Source organism: Acinetobacter sp. LipI_15 (genome assembly GCF_058242865.1).
Window position 1 is genome coordinate 1 of the sequence record NZ_JBZAYN010000001.1, and the last position, 15,534, is coordinate 15,534.

General features: G+C 40.3%; 12 protein-coding genes. 9 read left to right on the forward strand and 3 right to left on the reverse strand.

Annotated elements, in window-relative coordinates; all coding sequences use genetic code 11:
- From dnaA to AC4CU0_RS00025, 5 genes are all read left to right on the forward strand, one after another.
- Window positions 1-1,386 (forward strand): chromosomal replication initiator protein DnaA (gene dnaA / locus AC4CU0_RS00005; RefSeq protein WP_168379515.1); only part of this gene is annotated, 1,386 nt, incomplete at its 5' end.
- 108 nt (window positions 1,387-1,494) lie between these two features.
- Window positions 1,495-2,643: a DNA polymerase III subunit beta gene (gene dnaN, locus AC4CU0_RS00010; protein ID WP_168379516.1), complete on the forward strand. Its 1,149-nt coding sequence runs from the start codon at window positions 1,495-1,497 to the stop codon at window positions 2,641-2,643.
- A gap of 23 nt (window positions 2,644-2,666) precedes the next feature.
- Entirely contained in the window at window positions 2,667-3,749 is a 1,083-nt protein-coding gene (gene recF, locus AC4CU0_RS00015) for a DNA replication/repair protein RecF (protein ID WP_180009130.1), read from the forward strand.
- Between the two features lie 43 nt (window positions 3,750-3,792).
- Entirely contained in the window at window positions 3,793-6,261 is a 2,469-nt protein-coding gene (gene gyrB, locus AC4CU0_RS00020; RefSeq protein ID WP_180027161.1) for a DNA topoisomerase (ATP-hydrolyzing) subunit B, read from the forward strand.
- Window positions 6,262-6,431: 170 nt separating this feature from the next.
- Window positions 6,432-6,809 (forward strand): hypothetical protein, encoded by a 378-nt coding sequence (locus AC4CU0_RS00025; RefSeq protein ID WP_490743437.1) that lies wholly within the window; start codon window positions 6,432-6,434, stop codon window positions 6,807-6,809.
- A 529-nt stretch (window positions 6,810-7,338) separates the two neighbouring features.
- Here the strand turns inward: AC4CU0_RS00025 and AC4CU0_RS00030 are convergent.
- Window positions 7,339-9,276 (reverse strand): ATP-binding cassette domain-containing protein, encoded by a 1,938-nt coding sequence (locus tag AC4CU0_RS00030; RefSeq protein ID WP_180022816.1) that lies wholly within the window; start codon window positions 9,274-9,276, stop codon window positions 7,339-7,341.
- A 196-nt stretch (window positions 9,277-9,472) separates the two neighbouring features.
- Between AC4CU0_RS00030 and AC4CU0_RS00035 the strand changes: the two genes are divergently transcribed.
- The 4 genes from AC4CU0_RS00035 to erpA all read left to right on the forward strand — a co-directional run bounded on the left by AC4CU0_RS00035 (window position 9,473) and on the right by erpA (window position 13,425).
- Window positions 9,473-10,477 carry a putative solute-binding protein gene (locus tag AC4CU0_RS00035; protein ID WP_490743438.1) on the forward strand — a complete coding sequence of 335 codons (1,005 nt, stop codon included), beginning with the start codon at window positions 9,473-9,475 and terminating at the stop codon, window positions 10,475-10,477.
- A gap of 257 nt (window positions 10,478-10,734) precedes the next feature.
- Window positions 10,735-11,745: a putative solute-binding protein gene (locus AC4CU0_RS00040; RefSeq protein ID WP_078194442.1), complete on the forward strand. Its 1,011-nt coding sequence runs from the start codon at window positions 10,735-10,737 to the stop codon at window positions 11,743-11,745.
- Between the two features lie 202 nt (window positions 11,746-11,947).
- Window positions 11,948-12,955: a putative solute-binding protein gene (locus AC4CU0_RS00045; RefSeq protein ID WP_490743439.1), complete on the forward strand. Its 1,008-nt coding sequence runs from the start codon at window positions 11,948-11,950 to the stop codon at window positions 12,953-12,955.
- Window positions 12,956-13,089: 134 nt separating this feature from the next.
- Window positions 13,090-13,425 carry an iron-sulfur cluster insertion protein ErpA gene (gene erpA / locus AC4CU0_RS00050; RefSeq protein WP_078194440.1) on the forward strand — a complete coding sequence of 112 codons (336 nt, stop codon included), beginning with the start codon at window positions 13,090-13,092 and terminating at the stop codon, window positions 13,423-13,425.
- Window positions 13,426-13,493: 68 nt separating this feature from the next.
- Here the strand turns inward: erpA and AC4CU0_RS00055 are convergent, their stop codons facing one another.
- Complete coding sequence (locus tag AC4CU0_RS00055; protein ID WP_171263823.1) at window positions 13,494-13,871, reverse strand: hypothetical protein; 378 nt, start codon at window positions 13,869-13,871, stop codon at window positions 13,494-13,496.
- Window positions 13,872-13,991: 120 nt separating this feature from the next.
- Complete coding sequence (locus AC4CU0_RS00060; protein WP_490743440.1) at window positions 13,992-14,909, reverse strand: matrixin family metalloprotease; 918 nt, start codon at window positions 14,907-14,909, stop codon at window positions 13,992-13,994.
- Window positions 14,910-15,534: the final 625 nt, after the last annotated feature.

Genomic DNA, 15,534 nt, shown 5'->3' on the forward strand with positions numbered 1-15,534 from the left:
ATGCTTTGGACAGACTGCTTAACTCGCTTGCGACAAGAGCTTTCAGGAAATGTCTATACAATGTGGATACGCCCACTGGTGGCAGAAGATGCAGGTGATAGTCTAAAACTCTATGCACCGAATCCGTATTGGACACGCTATATTCAAGAGCACCATTTAGAACTGATTTCAATTTTAGCGGAACAGTTGTCTGAAGGTCGGGTACGTAAAGTCGAGATTTTGGTCGATTCACGGCCTGGTGCAATTTTATCTGCAGCTGAGCAACCTGCAACAACCACCGCAGCATTAGAGTCAACGCCACAAGTGTCGGCACCAACACGTCCTAAAAAAGAAAAAGAAGAGACGTCTTCAAAAAATAACCGTAAGCGTCAGCTTAACCCATTATTTACCTTTTCCTTGTTTGTTGAAGGTCGTTCCAATCAGATGGCGGCAGAAACCTGTCGTAAAGTCTTGACGCAGCCCGGTGCTTCGCAACATAACCCGTTATTTTTATATGGACCGACTGGTTTAGGTAAAACCCATTTAATGCAAGCCGTAGGTAATGCATTATTGCAAGCGAAGCCGAATGCACGTGTGATGTACATGACGGCTGAAAGTTTTGTACAAGACTTTGTGAGCTCGTTACAGCAAGGTAAGGTCGAAGAATTTAAGAAAAACTGTCGTTCGTTAGATTTGTTATTGGTGGATGATATTCATTTGTTGGCGGGTAAAGAGGCCAGCTTGGTTGAGTTTTTCTATACCTTCAACGCGTTATTAGATGAATCTAAGCAAATCATTTTAACCTCAGATCGTTATCCAAAAGAACTGACTGAACTTGATCCACGTTTGGTTTCACGTTTTTCGTGGGGCTTATCGGTGGGTGTTGAACCGCCTGATATTGAAACCCGTATTGAAATTTTACTGAAAAAAGCGGAAAGCAATGGGGTGGAACTTCCACGGAATTGTGCGTTGTTTATTGCTCAACAAGTGGTTGCCAATGTCCGTGAACTAGAAGGTGCGCTGAATAAAGTCGTAGCCATTTCTCGTTTTAAAGGTACCCCAATCGATCTAGATGTAGTGCGTGAATCGTTAAAAGATGTGTTGGCGATTCGTGCGCGCACCATCAGCACGGAAAATATTCAGCGTGTGGTGAGTGAATATTTCCGTATTCCACTCAAAGAATTGATTGGTCCAAAACGTACACGCATTTATGCACGTCCACGTCAGTTGGCTATGGGGCTAGCACGTGAGCTGACAGGGGATAGTTTTCCTGAAATTGGTATGGCTTTTGGTAATCGTGACCACAGTACTGTGATGCATGCCTGTGAAAAAGTACAAAGCCTGCGTGAAGAAGATCCAATCTTCAATGAGGACTATAAAAACTTGCAACGTCTGCTGCAAAGTTAAGTCTTTTCGTTCAAATTCTGTTCTTGCAATGCGGTATATTCTGCCGCATAGTACACTGCTAAAAAATTAATTTATTTTGTCTGTCTTCAGTTTTTAGAGGAATGTATTGTGCGTTTAAAAATCGCGAAAGAAAGCTTACTGAATGTTCTGTCACATGTCGTAGGAGCGGTTGAACGTCGCCATACCTTAAATATTTTATCCAATGTAAAAGTACAGGTAACAGAGCAAGCTTTGACCATTACGGGGTCGGATCTTGAAGTGGAACTGGTTGCAAGCACATCACTTACTGAAGGTGCATGTTTACAAGCAGGTGTGACGACTGTTCCTGCACGTAAATTGATGGATATCTGTAAATCATTACCGTCAGCGGCATTGATTGATTTGCAAATTACTGAAGATCAACGTTGTATTTTAAAATCTGGAAACAGTCGTTTTGTATTGGGTACTTTGCCTGCAGAAGACTATCCATTATTAACCACTGAAAATACTCAAGGCACTCAAGTCGGTGTGACTCAGCGTGAGTTAAAGCGTTTATTTGAGAAAACATCTTTTGCCATGGCGGTTCAAGATGTGCGTTTCTATTTGACAGGTACTTTGCTTGAAATTGATGAAAATCAATTGCGTGCAGTAACGACCGATGGTCACCGTTTGGCGATGTGTGAAACAGCGGCAAGCTCGAATGCGACACAAGCAATGCAAGCGATTGTTCCACGTAAAGCTGTAGGTGAATTGCAGCGTCTATTGAGTGTTGAAGACGAGCAATTATCGTTGTTGATTGGTCGTGAATTATTAAATGTAACGATTACCATTGCCAGCCGTGATAAAGAGCAGGGTGATATTACCGTACGTTTCACCACAAAATTGATCGATGGTAAATTCCCTGACTACCGCCGTGTGATTCCACGTGGTGGTGATAAAAATGTGCGCATTGCACATGATGTATTTAAACAATCACTACAACGTGTGGCGATTTTAAGTAATGAAAAATTGCGCGGCGTATTCTTGAAGTTTGATGCGGACACTTTACAACTTCGTGCCAATAACCCTGAACAAGATGAAGCGATCGAAGATCTCGCGATTCAATATGCTGATGCACCGATGGAAATGTCATTCAATGCACAGTACTTATTGGAAGTTCTGAATGTGTTGGATGGTGATGATGTTGCAATGACCATGACAGAAGCCAACCAATCTGTATTGGTACAAGATCCACAACAACAAGATCAAACCTATGTTGTGATGCCAATGCGTGTTTAATTCGGACTGACGTCTCAATTATTATGCATATCACGCGTTTACATGTAGAACGTGTTCGAAATTTAAAGACGGTTGCACTCTCTGGGTTGCAGCCGTTTAATGTCTTTTATGGGCAAAATGGTTCTGGCAAAACTTCTGTATTAGAAGCAGTACATTTGCTGGCAACCGGCCGTTCTTTTCGAACCCATATTCCGAAAAACTATATTCAAAATAATAGCCCTGACGCTGTTGTCTTTGCGCAGTCTGCAACAGACCGCATTGGTATGCAAAAAATGCAGTCGGGCGAGCAAGTGATTAAAGTCAATGGCGACCTTGTGGGGACACAAGGGCAGTTGGCTAAGATTTTACCACTACAACTCATCGACCCACAAAGTACCGATATTATTGATCATGGTGCGAAGCCACGACGTCAACTTTTAGATTGGTTGATGTTCCACGTGGAACCGGAGTTTTACCATGCATGGCAATATTATGCGCGGGCATTAAAACAGCGGAATAGTTTGCTGAAATCACGACGTCATTTGAGTTTGTCTGACCTAGAACCGTGGAACAAAATGCTCAGTGATTATGGTGAGATATTACATAGTCTGCGCAGTAATGTGGTGGAACAGTGGACGCGATATTTCCAACAAGATCTCCAAGCATTATTGCCGCATTTAACAGTGACATTGGAATATAGTGCAGGCTTTCATGCTGAAACAGGACTGCTGAATGATCTGACCAATCAGCACTTTAAAGACTGCGAACGTGGCTATACTGAGTATGGTCCGCACCGTGCAGATTTAAGGTTAAAAACCGCTATGGGTGATGCAGATGTTGTGCTCTCTCGTGGGCAAAAAAAGTTATTGATCATGGCGTTAAAACTGTCACAGATTGCAATGCTACATGCTTGTAATAAGGAAACTGTGGTATTATTAGATGATCTGACAGCAGAATTAGATTTAACCGCACAACAGCGTTTAATTGAGCGTTTAAGCCATCTTGGTAGTCAAGTTTTTATTACCACTTTAGACCATGATTCAGTGCAAAAACACTTACATGATTTATCTATTTCTTATCAATTATTCAAAGTTGAAAATGGTACGGTGCAGGCTGTTGTGCAATGAAATACCACCTTTGGATAGACCTATTTTTCACTAGGGAGAAACCATGAGTTCAGAAGATCAAGCTGCTTCTCAAACAGAACAAACCATAGAAAAAGCTTATGATTCCTCTAGCATCAAAGTATTACGTGGTCTAGACGCTGTACGTAAGCGTCCGGGCATGTATATTGGTGATACTGACGATGGTACTGGCCTACACCACATGGTGTTTGAAGTTGTCGATAACTCAATTGATGAAGCGTTGGCAGGTCATTGTGACGAGATCAATGTAACCATTCATGAAGATGAATCTGTAAGCGTATCGGATAACGGTCGTGGTATTCCTACCGACATTCACCCAGAAGAAGGTGTTTCTGCTGCAGAAGTGATTTTGACGATTCTGCATGCGGGCGGTAAATTTGACGATAACAGCTATAAAGTTTCAGGCGGTCTACACGGTGTAGGTGTATCCGTGGTGAATGCGCTTTCAAGCAAGCTCGAATTAACCATTCATCGTGCGGGTCAAATCCACCAGCAAGAATATAAACACGGTGATTCCGTGTATCCATTAAAAGTGGTGGGTGAGACAGATCGTACCGGTACACGTGTACGTTTCTGGCCAAGTGCTGAAACCTTCAGTCAAACGATTTTTAATGTCGATATTTTGGCACGTCGTTTACGTGAATTATCGTTCCTGAATGCAGGTGTACGAATTGTGCTACGTGATGAACGTATCAATTTAGAGCACGTTTATGATTATGAAGGTGGTTTGTCTGAGTTTGTAAAATATATCAACCAAGGCAAAACCCATCTGAACGAGATCTTCCACTTCACTACTCAAGCGGATAACGGCATTGGTGTGGAAGTTGCATTGCAGTGGAACGATTCTTATCAGGAAAATGTTCGTTGCTTTACCAACAACATTCCACAAAAAGATGGTGGTACGCATTTAGCGGGTTTCCGAGCTGCATTAACCCGTGGCTTAAACAGCTACATGGAAAGCGAAAACCTACTCAAAAAAGAGAAAGTGGCGGTTTCTGGTGATGATGCCCGTGAAGGTTTAACTGCAATTGTTTCGGTGAAAGTGCCTGATCCAAAATTCTCTTCGCAAACCAAAGAAAAATTGGTGTCGAGCGAAGTGAAAACTGCGGTTGAGCAAGCCATGAATAAATCGTTCTCTGAATATCTTTTAGAGAACCCACAAGCTGCTAAATCGATTGCAGGCAAAATTATTGATGCAGCACGTGCGCGTGATGCAGCGCGTAAAGCACGTGAAATGACACGTCGTAAGAGTGCGCTTGATATTGCAGGCCTGCCAGGTAAATTGGCCGATTGTCAGGAAAAAGATCCTGCATTGTCTGAACTTTACTTAGTCGAAGGTGACTCTGCGGGCGGTTCAGCTAAACAGGGCCGTAACCGTAAGATGCAAGCGATTTTGCCGCTGAAAGGTAAAATCCTCAACGTGGAACGTGCACGTTTTGACAAGATGATTTCTTCACAAGAAGTGGGAACGTTGATTACTGCTTTAGGCTGTGGTATTGGCCGTGAGGAGTACAACCCAGATAAACTGCGTTATCACAAAATCATCATCATGACCGATGCTGACGTCGATGGTTCGCACATTCGTACGCTATTGTTGACCTTCTTCTTCCGTCAAATGCCAGAACTTGTGGAACGTGGATATATTTATATTGCACAGCCACCGTTGTATAAGCTGAAAAAAGGCAAGCAAGAACAGTACATCAAAGATAATGATGCGCTTGAGACGTACCTGATTTCAAATGCAATTGATGAGCTTGAATTACACATCAGTGCAGAAGCACCAGCCATTCGTGGTGAGGCTTTAGCGGGTGTGATTGCGGATTATCAAACCTCTCAAAAGAGCTTGCATCGTCTGACTGTACGTTATCCTGCAAGTGTGTTGGATGGTTTATTGGCAGTAGAAGGCTTTAAGTTAGATCAAGCAAATAACCAAGACTATGTACAGACTTGGGGTGAGCAACTACGTGCCAATATTGAGAAAACTCAACCTAGCCTACGTCCTGAATTAAGCTTAGAAACGTTTGAGCATGAAGATACTGAAGGCAATAAGTCAGCGACCTATTTCCCGCGTATTACCATCTATGTTCATAATTTACCGCACCAATACTTGTTAGATTCAGGTCTATTGGGTTCAGGTGAATATGCGCGTTTACTCAAAAATTCGAAGAGTTGGTTCACCTTATTGGAAGAAGGTGCTTACCTACAAAAAGGCGAGCGCAAAATTCCAGTGAGCAGCTTCCATCAGGTTTGGCAAAACATCTTACAAGACTCACGCCGTGGCATGATGATTCAGCGCTATAAAGGTTTGGGTGAGATGAATGCTGAACAGCTTTGGGAAACTACAATGGATCCTGAGAACCGTAACATGCTGCAAGTAACGGTACAGGATGCGATTGAAGCTGATCGTATGTTCTCTTGCTTGATGGGTGATGATGTGGAACCACGTCGTGCTTTCATTGAAGAAAATGCGTTAAATGCGGATATTGATGCCTAAATTCTGATTACAGAATCATTCAAAAAAGCACTCTTCGGAGTGCTTTTTTTTGTGCTATCTTAAATAAAATTGAATATTAAATCGCCAATTTGTGTTTTATTAAATTGACTTATTCTGATGCTAAGCTCAAATCAATTTGAACTTAGCAGCTAAAAATAAGAGGTCTATATATGATGGACAATCAACTTGAACACATTCGTGACATCTGGGTAAATGCATTTTTTACCGGAAATTATACTGTTTTAGCCGAATACGAAGATGAGCACTTTAAGGTGGTTTATGAGCAAGACGGGCGTGTCGAAAGTAATTATGTCCGCTATGAACGTATTGCACATGCAGTGAAAAATGGGGTTTGGAAACCACAAAAACCAGACGTAGAATTTGAAGATTATGAGTTTAATCGTGACCAAACTGAGTGCAAAATTTTAATTGGTTTAGCTGAAACACAGCAGCAAATACAGGAAATCTGGCATTTTGATCAAACCTGGAAAATACAAGAATTACGTTTTTTAAAGGCAAAAAAAGTCCATCCTTCTGCCTTATCTTAAACAATAAAAAGTTTAAATTGATGTAGTCAGTGGAGATAAAATGCATCCATCTTATAAATGTGGGTAAGTTTTGTGAATTTTCACATTTAATAGTGTTCAACATCAAAGTCATTTATAATTGTGGATAACATCATTTAAAAATATTTATCCACAAAAAGGTGGTTCGATATTTTGAATTTAAAAAATAAAAATGAATTTAAAACCAAGATTTGAATTTAAAAATGGCTTTTGTGGGTAACTGCGGCAATGAGTTTGATGTGAAGTATATTTTTTGAATTCATTTACAAAATTAGGGTAATAGCTATCGCTGAATTTTTAGATTCTTTCCGAATAGAAATGCCTAACGATGCAATAACCAGTTGGATATGAACATTCGATTTTTTAAATATTTTTTAGATTTATAGTGTGATTATTATTGTGAAGTATAAATAAAAAATCACCGTGGAACATTTAAATTTCACGGCGATTGATTTTTTGAGCTTAAGTTAGGTTTTCTTAATAATGCAAATCTAGGGTTTTGCTTTTTAAATTAAGCCTCAAAACTACTTTCCATTTCTTCTAATTCCATCATTAATTCAAGCATTTGCTCTTCGACAGATTCAAGTTTGGCTTTTAATTCTGTTTGCTCATTCATTAGTTTGAGTAAGTCATCTTTACGACTGGCTTCATATAAAGCACTGTCTGCTAATAATTCCTCGATTTCGTTTAAGCGTGGCTGAATTTTGCTGATTTGCGCTTCATTTTTTTCAATGTTTTTACGAATCGGGCGGGTCAATTCACGCTGACGTGCAGCTTCTTTACGCTGCGCTTCTTTATCGACTTTAGAAATCGTCTGTTTAGTTTCAACTTGAGATTTGATGGGAGTCGGGGCTTGTTGACTATTTTTCATCATGTCGATCCGTGCTTGACGCAGCCAATCGGCATAAGCCACGAGGTCACCATCAAATTCGCGACATTTCCCATGATGTACCAATAATAATTCGTCACAAACACTGGCAATCAATTGACGTTCATGCGAAACCAAAACCACAGCGCCTTCAAAGTCTTGTAATGCCATAGTTAGCGCATGACGCATATCAAGGTCTAAATGGTTGGTCGGTTCATCTAGAATTAAAACATTGGGGCGCTGCCAAACAATCAAAGCCAAAGCCAATCGTGCTCGTTCACCGCCTGAAAATCCTTCACTTGGCGTATCCATGCGTTCGCCACTAAAACCAAAGCTACCTAAGAATGAACGTAATGCCGCTTCACTGATTTTTTTGTCAGCGATTCGAGATAATTGCAACATTGGGCTGGCATTGCCATCTAGAGCATCCATTTGATGCTGTGCAAAATAGCCAATATTCAACAGTTCCGAGGCTTTGCGTGTCCCTTGTAATAAGGGAAGATCACCAACCAAGGATTTAATTAAGGTTGATTTACCAGCACCATTCATTCCCAGTAAACCAATACGACTGTTTGGGGTAATCTGTAAATTCACATTGGTGGCAATCAGTTTGTCACCATAGCCAATGTCGACATGTTCCATTTGTAACAGTGGTGAGCTCATTTTGGTTGGCTCACGGAAACTAAAGGTAAATGGCGTATCGACATGCGCGGCAGAAAGTTCCTGCATGCGTTCTAATTGTTTAATACGACTTTGAGCCTGCTTAGCTTTAGTGGCTTTGGCTTTAAAACGGTCAATAAATTTTTGGAGATGCGCACGAGTTTCGAGTTGTTTTTCATAGGCTTGTTGTTGTTGTGCCAAGCGCTCAGAACGGGTGCGTTCAAAGGTTGAATAGTTACCGGTGTAAAGCGTCAGCTCTTGATTTTCGATGTGTAAAATATGATCAGTCACCGCATCTAAGAAATCACGGTCATGTGAAATTAAGATCAGTGTGCCTTCGTAAGCTTTTAACCAATCTTCTAACCACAAAATCGCATCTAAGTCTAAGTGGTTGGTTGGCTCATCGAGTAATAACAGGTCAGAACGGCTCATCAGGGTACGCGCAAGGTTTAAACGCATACGCCAACCACCTGAAAAGCTTGAAACATTGAGCTGGGACTGATGTTCAAAGAATCCCAGGCCAGCCATCAGCTGTGAGGCTTTGGATGGAGCTGTATAGCCATGGATTTCATCAAATCGGCCATATAAGTGTGCCAATGCTTCATTGTCTAATTGTTCTGGATGTTCAAGTTTATGTTGTATATCCCAATATTCCTCATCGCCTGAAAGAACGAAATCAATCGCTTTCATATCGAGTGCTTTGATTTCTTGTGCCATATGAGCGACGGTCCATACTGCAGGACGAGTTAAGGATCCGCCATCAGATTCCATTCCACCTAAAAGCGCAGAAAAAAGAGTCGATTTACCCGCACCATTTACACCGGTTAAGCCGATTTTCCAGCCTGGATGCAATTGCATAGATGCTTTTTGAAATAAAACACGCCCACCGCGACGAATGGAAAGTTGGTCTAACTGAATCATGGAACTAACTAAACAAGAAGAATGTGGGGCTATTCTAATGGATGGCTTTGCAAAAGAAAAAACAAAGCATCGCAACCATCTGAAAAAATGTGACAGATTCCACGTATTTAGGTATATTGAAAGGGCTTTAGTATTAAAAAAATATTTCAAGTTATTGTTTTAAATGGATTAATAAAACATATTGGGAATATAAGAAATGAGAAAAGGAATTTTAATTTTATCGCTTCTTTCAGGTGTGATGTCTGCACAAAGCTATGCCAATCAGAAGGTTTGTGTGTTCGATTTACTTGGAAAAGCGGGGGAATCTTATAAGCTGATGGAAGAGTGGTCTCTGGCCAGTAAGGCATGGGGAGCACAAGTTCAACTGATTTCATATCAAGATGAATCCAAAGTCGATAAAGATTTTAAAGAAGGGAAATGTGACGCATTTTATATGACCTCGATGCGGGCACGTGCGTATAACAAATTTGCCGGTTCGATTGATGCCATTGGCGGTGTACCGAACAATACTATCGCACAAAAAGCCATTACCTATGTCTTAGATAAGCGGAACAGTAAGCGACTGATTACCAATTCAGGTAAAGATAGTTATGAAGTGGCAGGGATTGGGCAAATTGGTTCAGCCTATATTTTTGTCCGTGATCGCAATATCAATAATTTAGAAAAAGCTGAAGGTAAAAAATTTGCCATTTTGCATTATGACTATGCGCAAAAAGAGATGGTCGACCGTGTCGGCGCTGTGCCAGTCATGTCGGAAATTTCCAATTTTATTCGCAAGTTTAATCAGGCTGAAGTTGAAATTGTGGCTGCGCCGGCTTATGCCTTTAAGCCACTCGAAATTTCAAAAGGCTTAGGCACTACTGGGGCGATGGTGAATTTTCCTGTGGTGAATGTCACGGCAGACTTGATTATTCGTAATAATAAATTCCCAGAAGGTTTTGCAGAGCCTTCTCGGCAATGGTTCGTTAAGCAATTACCAAAAAGTTTTGCCATGGTAAAACGCATGGAAGCTGAAATTCCTGCCAAATATAAGATGAATCTCAGCAAAGATGATCAGTTGAAGTATCAGAAAATATTGCGTGAAGGACGGATGGATTTAACCAAACAAGGAATCTACGACTCCACCATGATGACGGTACTGAAAAAAGCACGTTGTACGATTGAGCGAACCAATTTTGAGTGTTCAGTGGCGGGTGAATAAGCTTTTTTCTGTATTTCTTTGTAAATTTTGATGCAATCGCTGTAAATGTAAAAAGCCATTTTTGCAAATATAAGATGATGATTATATTTATAATTTCACTTTGAATAAAAAGTGATATGCATCACAGAAAAACAGAATATGCCAAAATGACATAAATAAATGGAGTAAATGCTCTATTTTTTTTAAATTAACTTGCTTAATATCGGCGTTGTGTAAGGACACCTCTGAACCATAAAAAGATTTGAAAGGAAAATAGAATGAAAAAAACGCTCCTATCATTGGCTACATTTGCTGCAATTGGCTTTGCTGGTTCAGCTCAGGCAGCAAAAGTAGATATCTGTGTATTTGACTTACTGGGTAAGTCAGGTGAGTCATATCAAATGGCTCAGGAATGGGCGCTTGCAGCAAAAGGCTGGGGTGCTGAAATTAACTTAATTCCGCGTCAAGACGAAGCAGTAGCTGATAATGACTTTAAAGCAGGTAAATGTGACGGCGTATTTATGACGGCGATGCGTGCCCGTCAGTACAATAAATTTGCAGGCTCTATTGATGCGCTGGGTGGCGCACCGAGCAATGCGATTGCGCAACGTGCGATTACCTTTGCATTAGACCAACGTAATGCTGCAAAAATGGTCAGCAATCTAGGTGGTAAGAAATACGAAGTGGCGGGTATTGCCCCATTGGGTTCAGCATTCATCTTTGTCAAAGACAAGAAAATTGACTCAATTGAAAAAGCGGCAGGTAAAAAGTTTGCAGTATTAGGCTATGACGAAGCACAAAAAATCATGGTGCAACGTGTCGGCGCTCAAGCTGTGATTTCAGATGTATCTAACTTTGTGGCGAAGTTTAATAATGGTCAGGTCGATATGGTGGGTGCGCCTGCATATGCCTACAAACCATTAGAGATCTATAAAGGTTTAGGTACCAATGGTGCGATGTTTAACTTCCCAGTTCTACAAGTGACTGCGGACTTTATTATTCGTCCTGATCAGTTCCCAGCTGGCTTTGGTCAAAAATCTCGTGATTGGTTTGTGAAACACTTACCGAAGAGTATCGCGATGATTAACCGTCTAGAAGCGGGTATTCCTGCGAAATATAAACTTAACCTAAGTGCAGAAGATAAAACCAAATATCAAAAATTACTGCGTGAAGGTCGTATGGATATGACGAAACGTGGCATTTATGATGCAGGCATGATGTCTGTATTGAAAAAGGCACGTTGTTCTGTCGATAAAGCCAATTTTGAATGTTCACTTGGCGGCGAATAAGCTGATATTTAAAGAAAAAAGTCTGGATTTATCCAGGCTTTTTTTTGCAAATTTACAGGTCATTCTCGCCATTGAGTCAGCAAAATATTCAGGTAATCTAAATTCAAATTGAGGGCAGTGAGTCAATTGAATCGAACTCAGCATGACCCAAAATTCAAAAAATGGTTAAAAACAAAAACACTAAAAAACAAGGAAAGTCAGTATGAAACAATGGACAAAGGCATTGAGCGTTGCTGCTGCATTAATGGCGGTAAATGGCGTAGCTCAAGCAAAGCAAGTGGTGTGTGTATTTGATTTGGTGGGTAAAAATGGTGATGTTTTTACCCTGATGAGAGATTACCAATTGGCGGCAAAAAACTGGGGCGCAGACATTGAGCTCCGCGTCAGTCAAAATGAAGCGGTGATTGCGGAAGATTTTAAAGCCGGTAAATGTGATGGGATCAGTGTCACCGGTATGCGTGGTCGCCAATTCAATAATTTTACCGGTTCTTTAGATGCGATTGGTGCAATTCCAGATTTGAAACTTGCGGTTAAAGTGATGCAAGGGCTTGCGAGTCCAACGTTTGCAAAGAGCATGGTCAATAGTAAATATGAAGTGGTAGGTGTGATTCCTGTAGGTGATGCCTACCTGTTGGTGAATGACCGTAGTATCAATACTGTCGCTAAAGCAGCAGGTAAAAAAATTGCGGTGCTTGATTATGATGAAGCGCAGAAAATTATGGTGCAACAGGTGGGGGCTCAAGCGGTCAGTGCTGACGTGACCAATTTTGGCTCTAAATTTAACAATGGTCAGGTGGATATTATTGGTGCACCTGCAGCGGTGTTTAAACCCTTGGAGTTACATAAAGGTTTAGGTAGTAAAGGTGCAATTGTTAATTATCCAATTTTACAAGTGACGGGTAATATCATTATTCGCCCAGATAAATTCCCAGCGGGATATGGGCAAAAATCACGTGATTGGGTCAAAACACAATTACCTCGTGCATTCACGATATTAGGCAAAATGAAGTCAGAAATCCCAGCTAAATATTGGATGGATGTTCCAACTGCAGACAAAGCTGGTTATCAAAAAATGATGCGTGAAGCGCGTATCGATTTGACTAAACGTGGTATCTACGATAAGCGAATGATGAAATTATTATGGCAATTCCGCTGTAAACAAGACCCTAAAAACTTCGAATGCGCATTACAGGAAGAAAACTATAAATAAGTTTTAAATGAATCTTGAGAAAAATACTCTGATTTAACTTTAAACTGTGAAGACTGACCATATATTGAGTATGTTATACTTGAAATATGGTCTTTTCTTTTTAAAGACACCCCAATGACTCAGAGGAATCCATCATGAATGCTCAAGCACTTGTGCTGACTGACAATGCTGCCAATAAAGTACGCCAATTGCGTGAGAGTGAAGGTAATCAAGACCTTATGTTACGTGTATATGTGACTGGTGGTGGTTGTTCAGGTTTCTCATATGGATTTAATTTTGCTGAAAGCCAAAACGAAGATGATGCTGAATTTATCAATGGTGATGTGAAGATGTTGGTTGATTCACTGAGCTATCAATATTTAGTTGGTTCAACAGTCGACTATATTGAAGGTCTTGAAGGTTCTCGATTTGTGGTTCAAAACCCGAATGCGACAACCACGTGTGGATGTGGATCTTCATTCTCGATCTAATCGCGATGATGAATTGAGCCATAAAAAAGCCCTCATTTAGAGGGCTTTTTTAATGTTTAAAATCGATATTAGGCTTCAAATTTTAGTGCTTCTAATAGATCTAAAATTACGGTAGTCACGTCTTGAGTCAATTGATAATTATTAAAAATTTCATATGCCGTAATGGTGACATCGGTATCACTCGGAAGCAGGCGTTGTTCTTCTTCGATGAGGTCACGGATCGGCAATAGGGTTTGTTTGACTTGTAAATGCAAGACATCTTTAAACTCAAGATTTTCGTCTTCGAGCTCAATTAATTGCTCATTAAAAAAGGGTAAAAGTACCGCATGGAGATAAGGTTGAATGTCTGTAATATCAAAAATCTCAATATCACGGGTTTGTTCAATCGTGCTGATGTGGTCATTCACTTCAATTAAGATATGGTAGTAACTCACATTGCTCTCCACGGAAGATGTCATTGATATAAGGGGATTATTGCATATCAACAATAACATGAAATGCTGATATTTGTTGGTGAATCCTGAAATATCCTTATAAATTGTATGGTTTTTTATGCTCAGGGCACACTAGTGATAATACAGTAAGCTTTGGTCTGCTGGCATCAGTTTAAAGTTTTCTAATTGTTGCGCGCCCAAGATTGGGTACATTAATGCAGCAGGGTCATTATGGTGAGATAAGCCGAGAGCATGTCCGAGTTCGTGGGCAAGGGTGAGGCGTAAATCATCTTCGGCATCAAATTGATAAATCTGAATCTGATCTCCCATAAAGACACCTTTATGAAACTCTCGTGCAGGAAAGCGCTGACTGGCTTGTATCACGCCTGCATTATATTGATCGATTTGCTGGTTATAGCTTAAGACTTGTTGGTTAAATTGATCATTTTGCTGATTAAATCGATCTATTTCTTGGTCTAATAGCATTGCTTGTGCTTTGACTTGCGCAAGTTCTCTTTCAACGCGTTGCATATTGGGGCCTTGTGCATGCTCGATTCGGCTCCAACCCATACGTTCTTGCGACAGTTGTACTATTTCAGCACGGATCATGGCTTGTTTTGATCGGAGCTGTTGCTCATTCATCTCCAGACCTTTTCTCGAATTTGCTAAGTTCTCGGCATATAAATCATTACGGGCTTTATCTGCGGCTAAGGTCTTTTGGACTTGCTTATAGGCATTGTATTGTTCTTGGCGGTCATCATAAATTAGATGGATCGCCAGTTGTGCATCTGGGTCATAGATAAATAACGGTTTGAGCGTCCCTTTATGCCATATCTCTGCAGCCTCTTGGCTAAGTTGGATCACCTGTTGCTGGGTTAAACCAAAGCGTGGGTCGACGTCTGCAACTCGAAAGCGTAATCGTGTGTCAAAAGGATGGGAAATTCGATCCCACGCAGAATTAAAGCGAAGCTGTGGATGGGATTTAACTTGAAACTGCAAATAAGCTAAATACAGTATCCCCACTGTTATGAGTGCTGAGACAAAGCGCATAGTAAATGAACACAATAATAGGGGTTTAATTTAGCTTGAATTTTGTCCACGTCATAGTCAAATATATACCATCTTGAAATTTTAGCGTTGTCTTAACAATAGCATTACGCTTTTTTTCCAGTTAATTTGGCTGGTAAATTGGATTTATAAATAAGAATGAATCCTATAGAGATAAATATGAAAAAAACCAATTCAATGAGATATTTGAAATTAAATCCATATTCTTTAACGTGTTCCAAACTATAGATCGATATTTCGAGTTTAAAACATTGAGCTAATGTATAAAAAATAATGCCGATAAATAGTGAGATAAATCCTAAGCTCCACGTGTAGCGCTGCTGAATATTAAACATATATAAAATTAGGCAACTTATGAGGAGTCCAAGTGTGAAGGCCGCATCAAGCCCCAAAAATTGTAGATAATTGAGAGGGGATAATAGTATGTTTGAAGGCAGAATGATTAATAGATTACCCATCGGATAATGAAACATCACGGACATTCCCGCAGCTAAGAGCAAAAGCTTGATAAAATTTTTCATGTAAATTATGTTTTATTTTAAAGATAATGAAAAATAACATAAAAAACCGCGCTTTCGCGCGGTCTTTTTGAGCTTTGGAAAACTCG

Excerpts from the sequence above, each read along its gene's own strand:
- recF (WP_180009130.1), top strand. The coding sequence starts at position 2,667 with ATGCATATCACGCGTTTACATGTAGAACGTGTTCGAAATTTAAAGACG.
- gyrB (WP_180027161.1), top strand. The coding sequence starts at position 3,793 with ATGAGTTCAGAAGATCAAGCTGCTTCTCAAACAGAACAAACCATAGAA.
- AC4CU0_RS00025 (WP_490743437.1), top strand. The coding sequence starts at position 6,432 with ATGATGGACAATCAACTTGAACACATTCGTGACATCTGGGTAAATGCA.
- AC4CU0_RS00030 (WP_180022816.1), bottom strand. The coding sequence starts at position 9,276 with ATGATTCAGTTAGACCAACTTTCCATTCGTCGCGGTGGGCGTGTTTTA.
- AC4CU0_RS00035 (WP_490743438.1), top strand. The coding sequence starts at position 9,473 with ATGAGAAAAGGAATTTTAATTTTATCGCTTCTTTCAGGTGTGATGTCT.
- AC4CU0_RS00040 (WP_078194442.1), top strand. The coding sequence starts at position 10,735 with ATGAAAAAAACGCTCCTATCATTGGCTACATTTGCTGCAATTGGCTTT.
- AC4CU0_RS00045 (WP_490743439.1), top strand. The coding sequence starts at position 11,948 with ATGAAACAATGGACAAAGGCATTGAGCGTTGCTGCTGCATTAATGGCG.
- erpA (WP_078194440.1), top strand. The coding sequence starts at position 13,090 with ATGAATGCTCAAGCACTTGTGCTGACTGACAATGCTGCCAATAAAGTA.
- AC4CU0_RS00060 (WP_490743440.1), bottom strand. The coding sequence starts at position 14,909 with ATGCGCTTTGTCTCAGCACTCATAACAGTGGGGATACTGTATTTAGCT.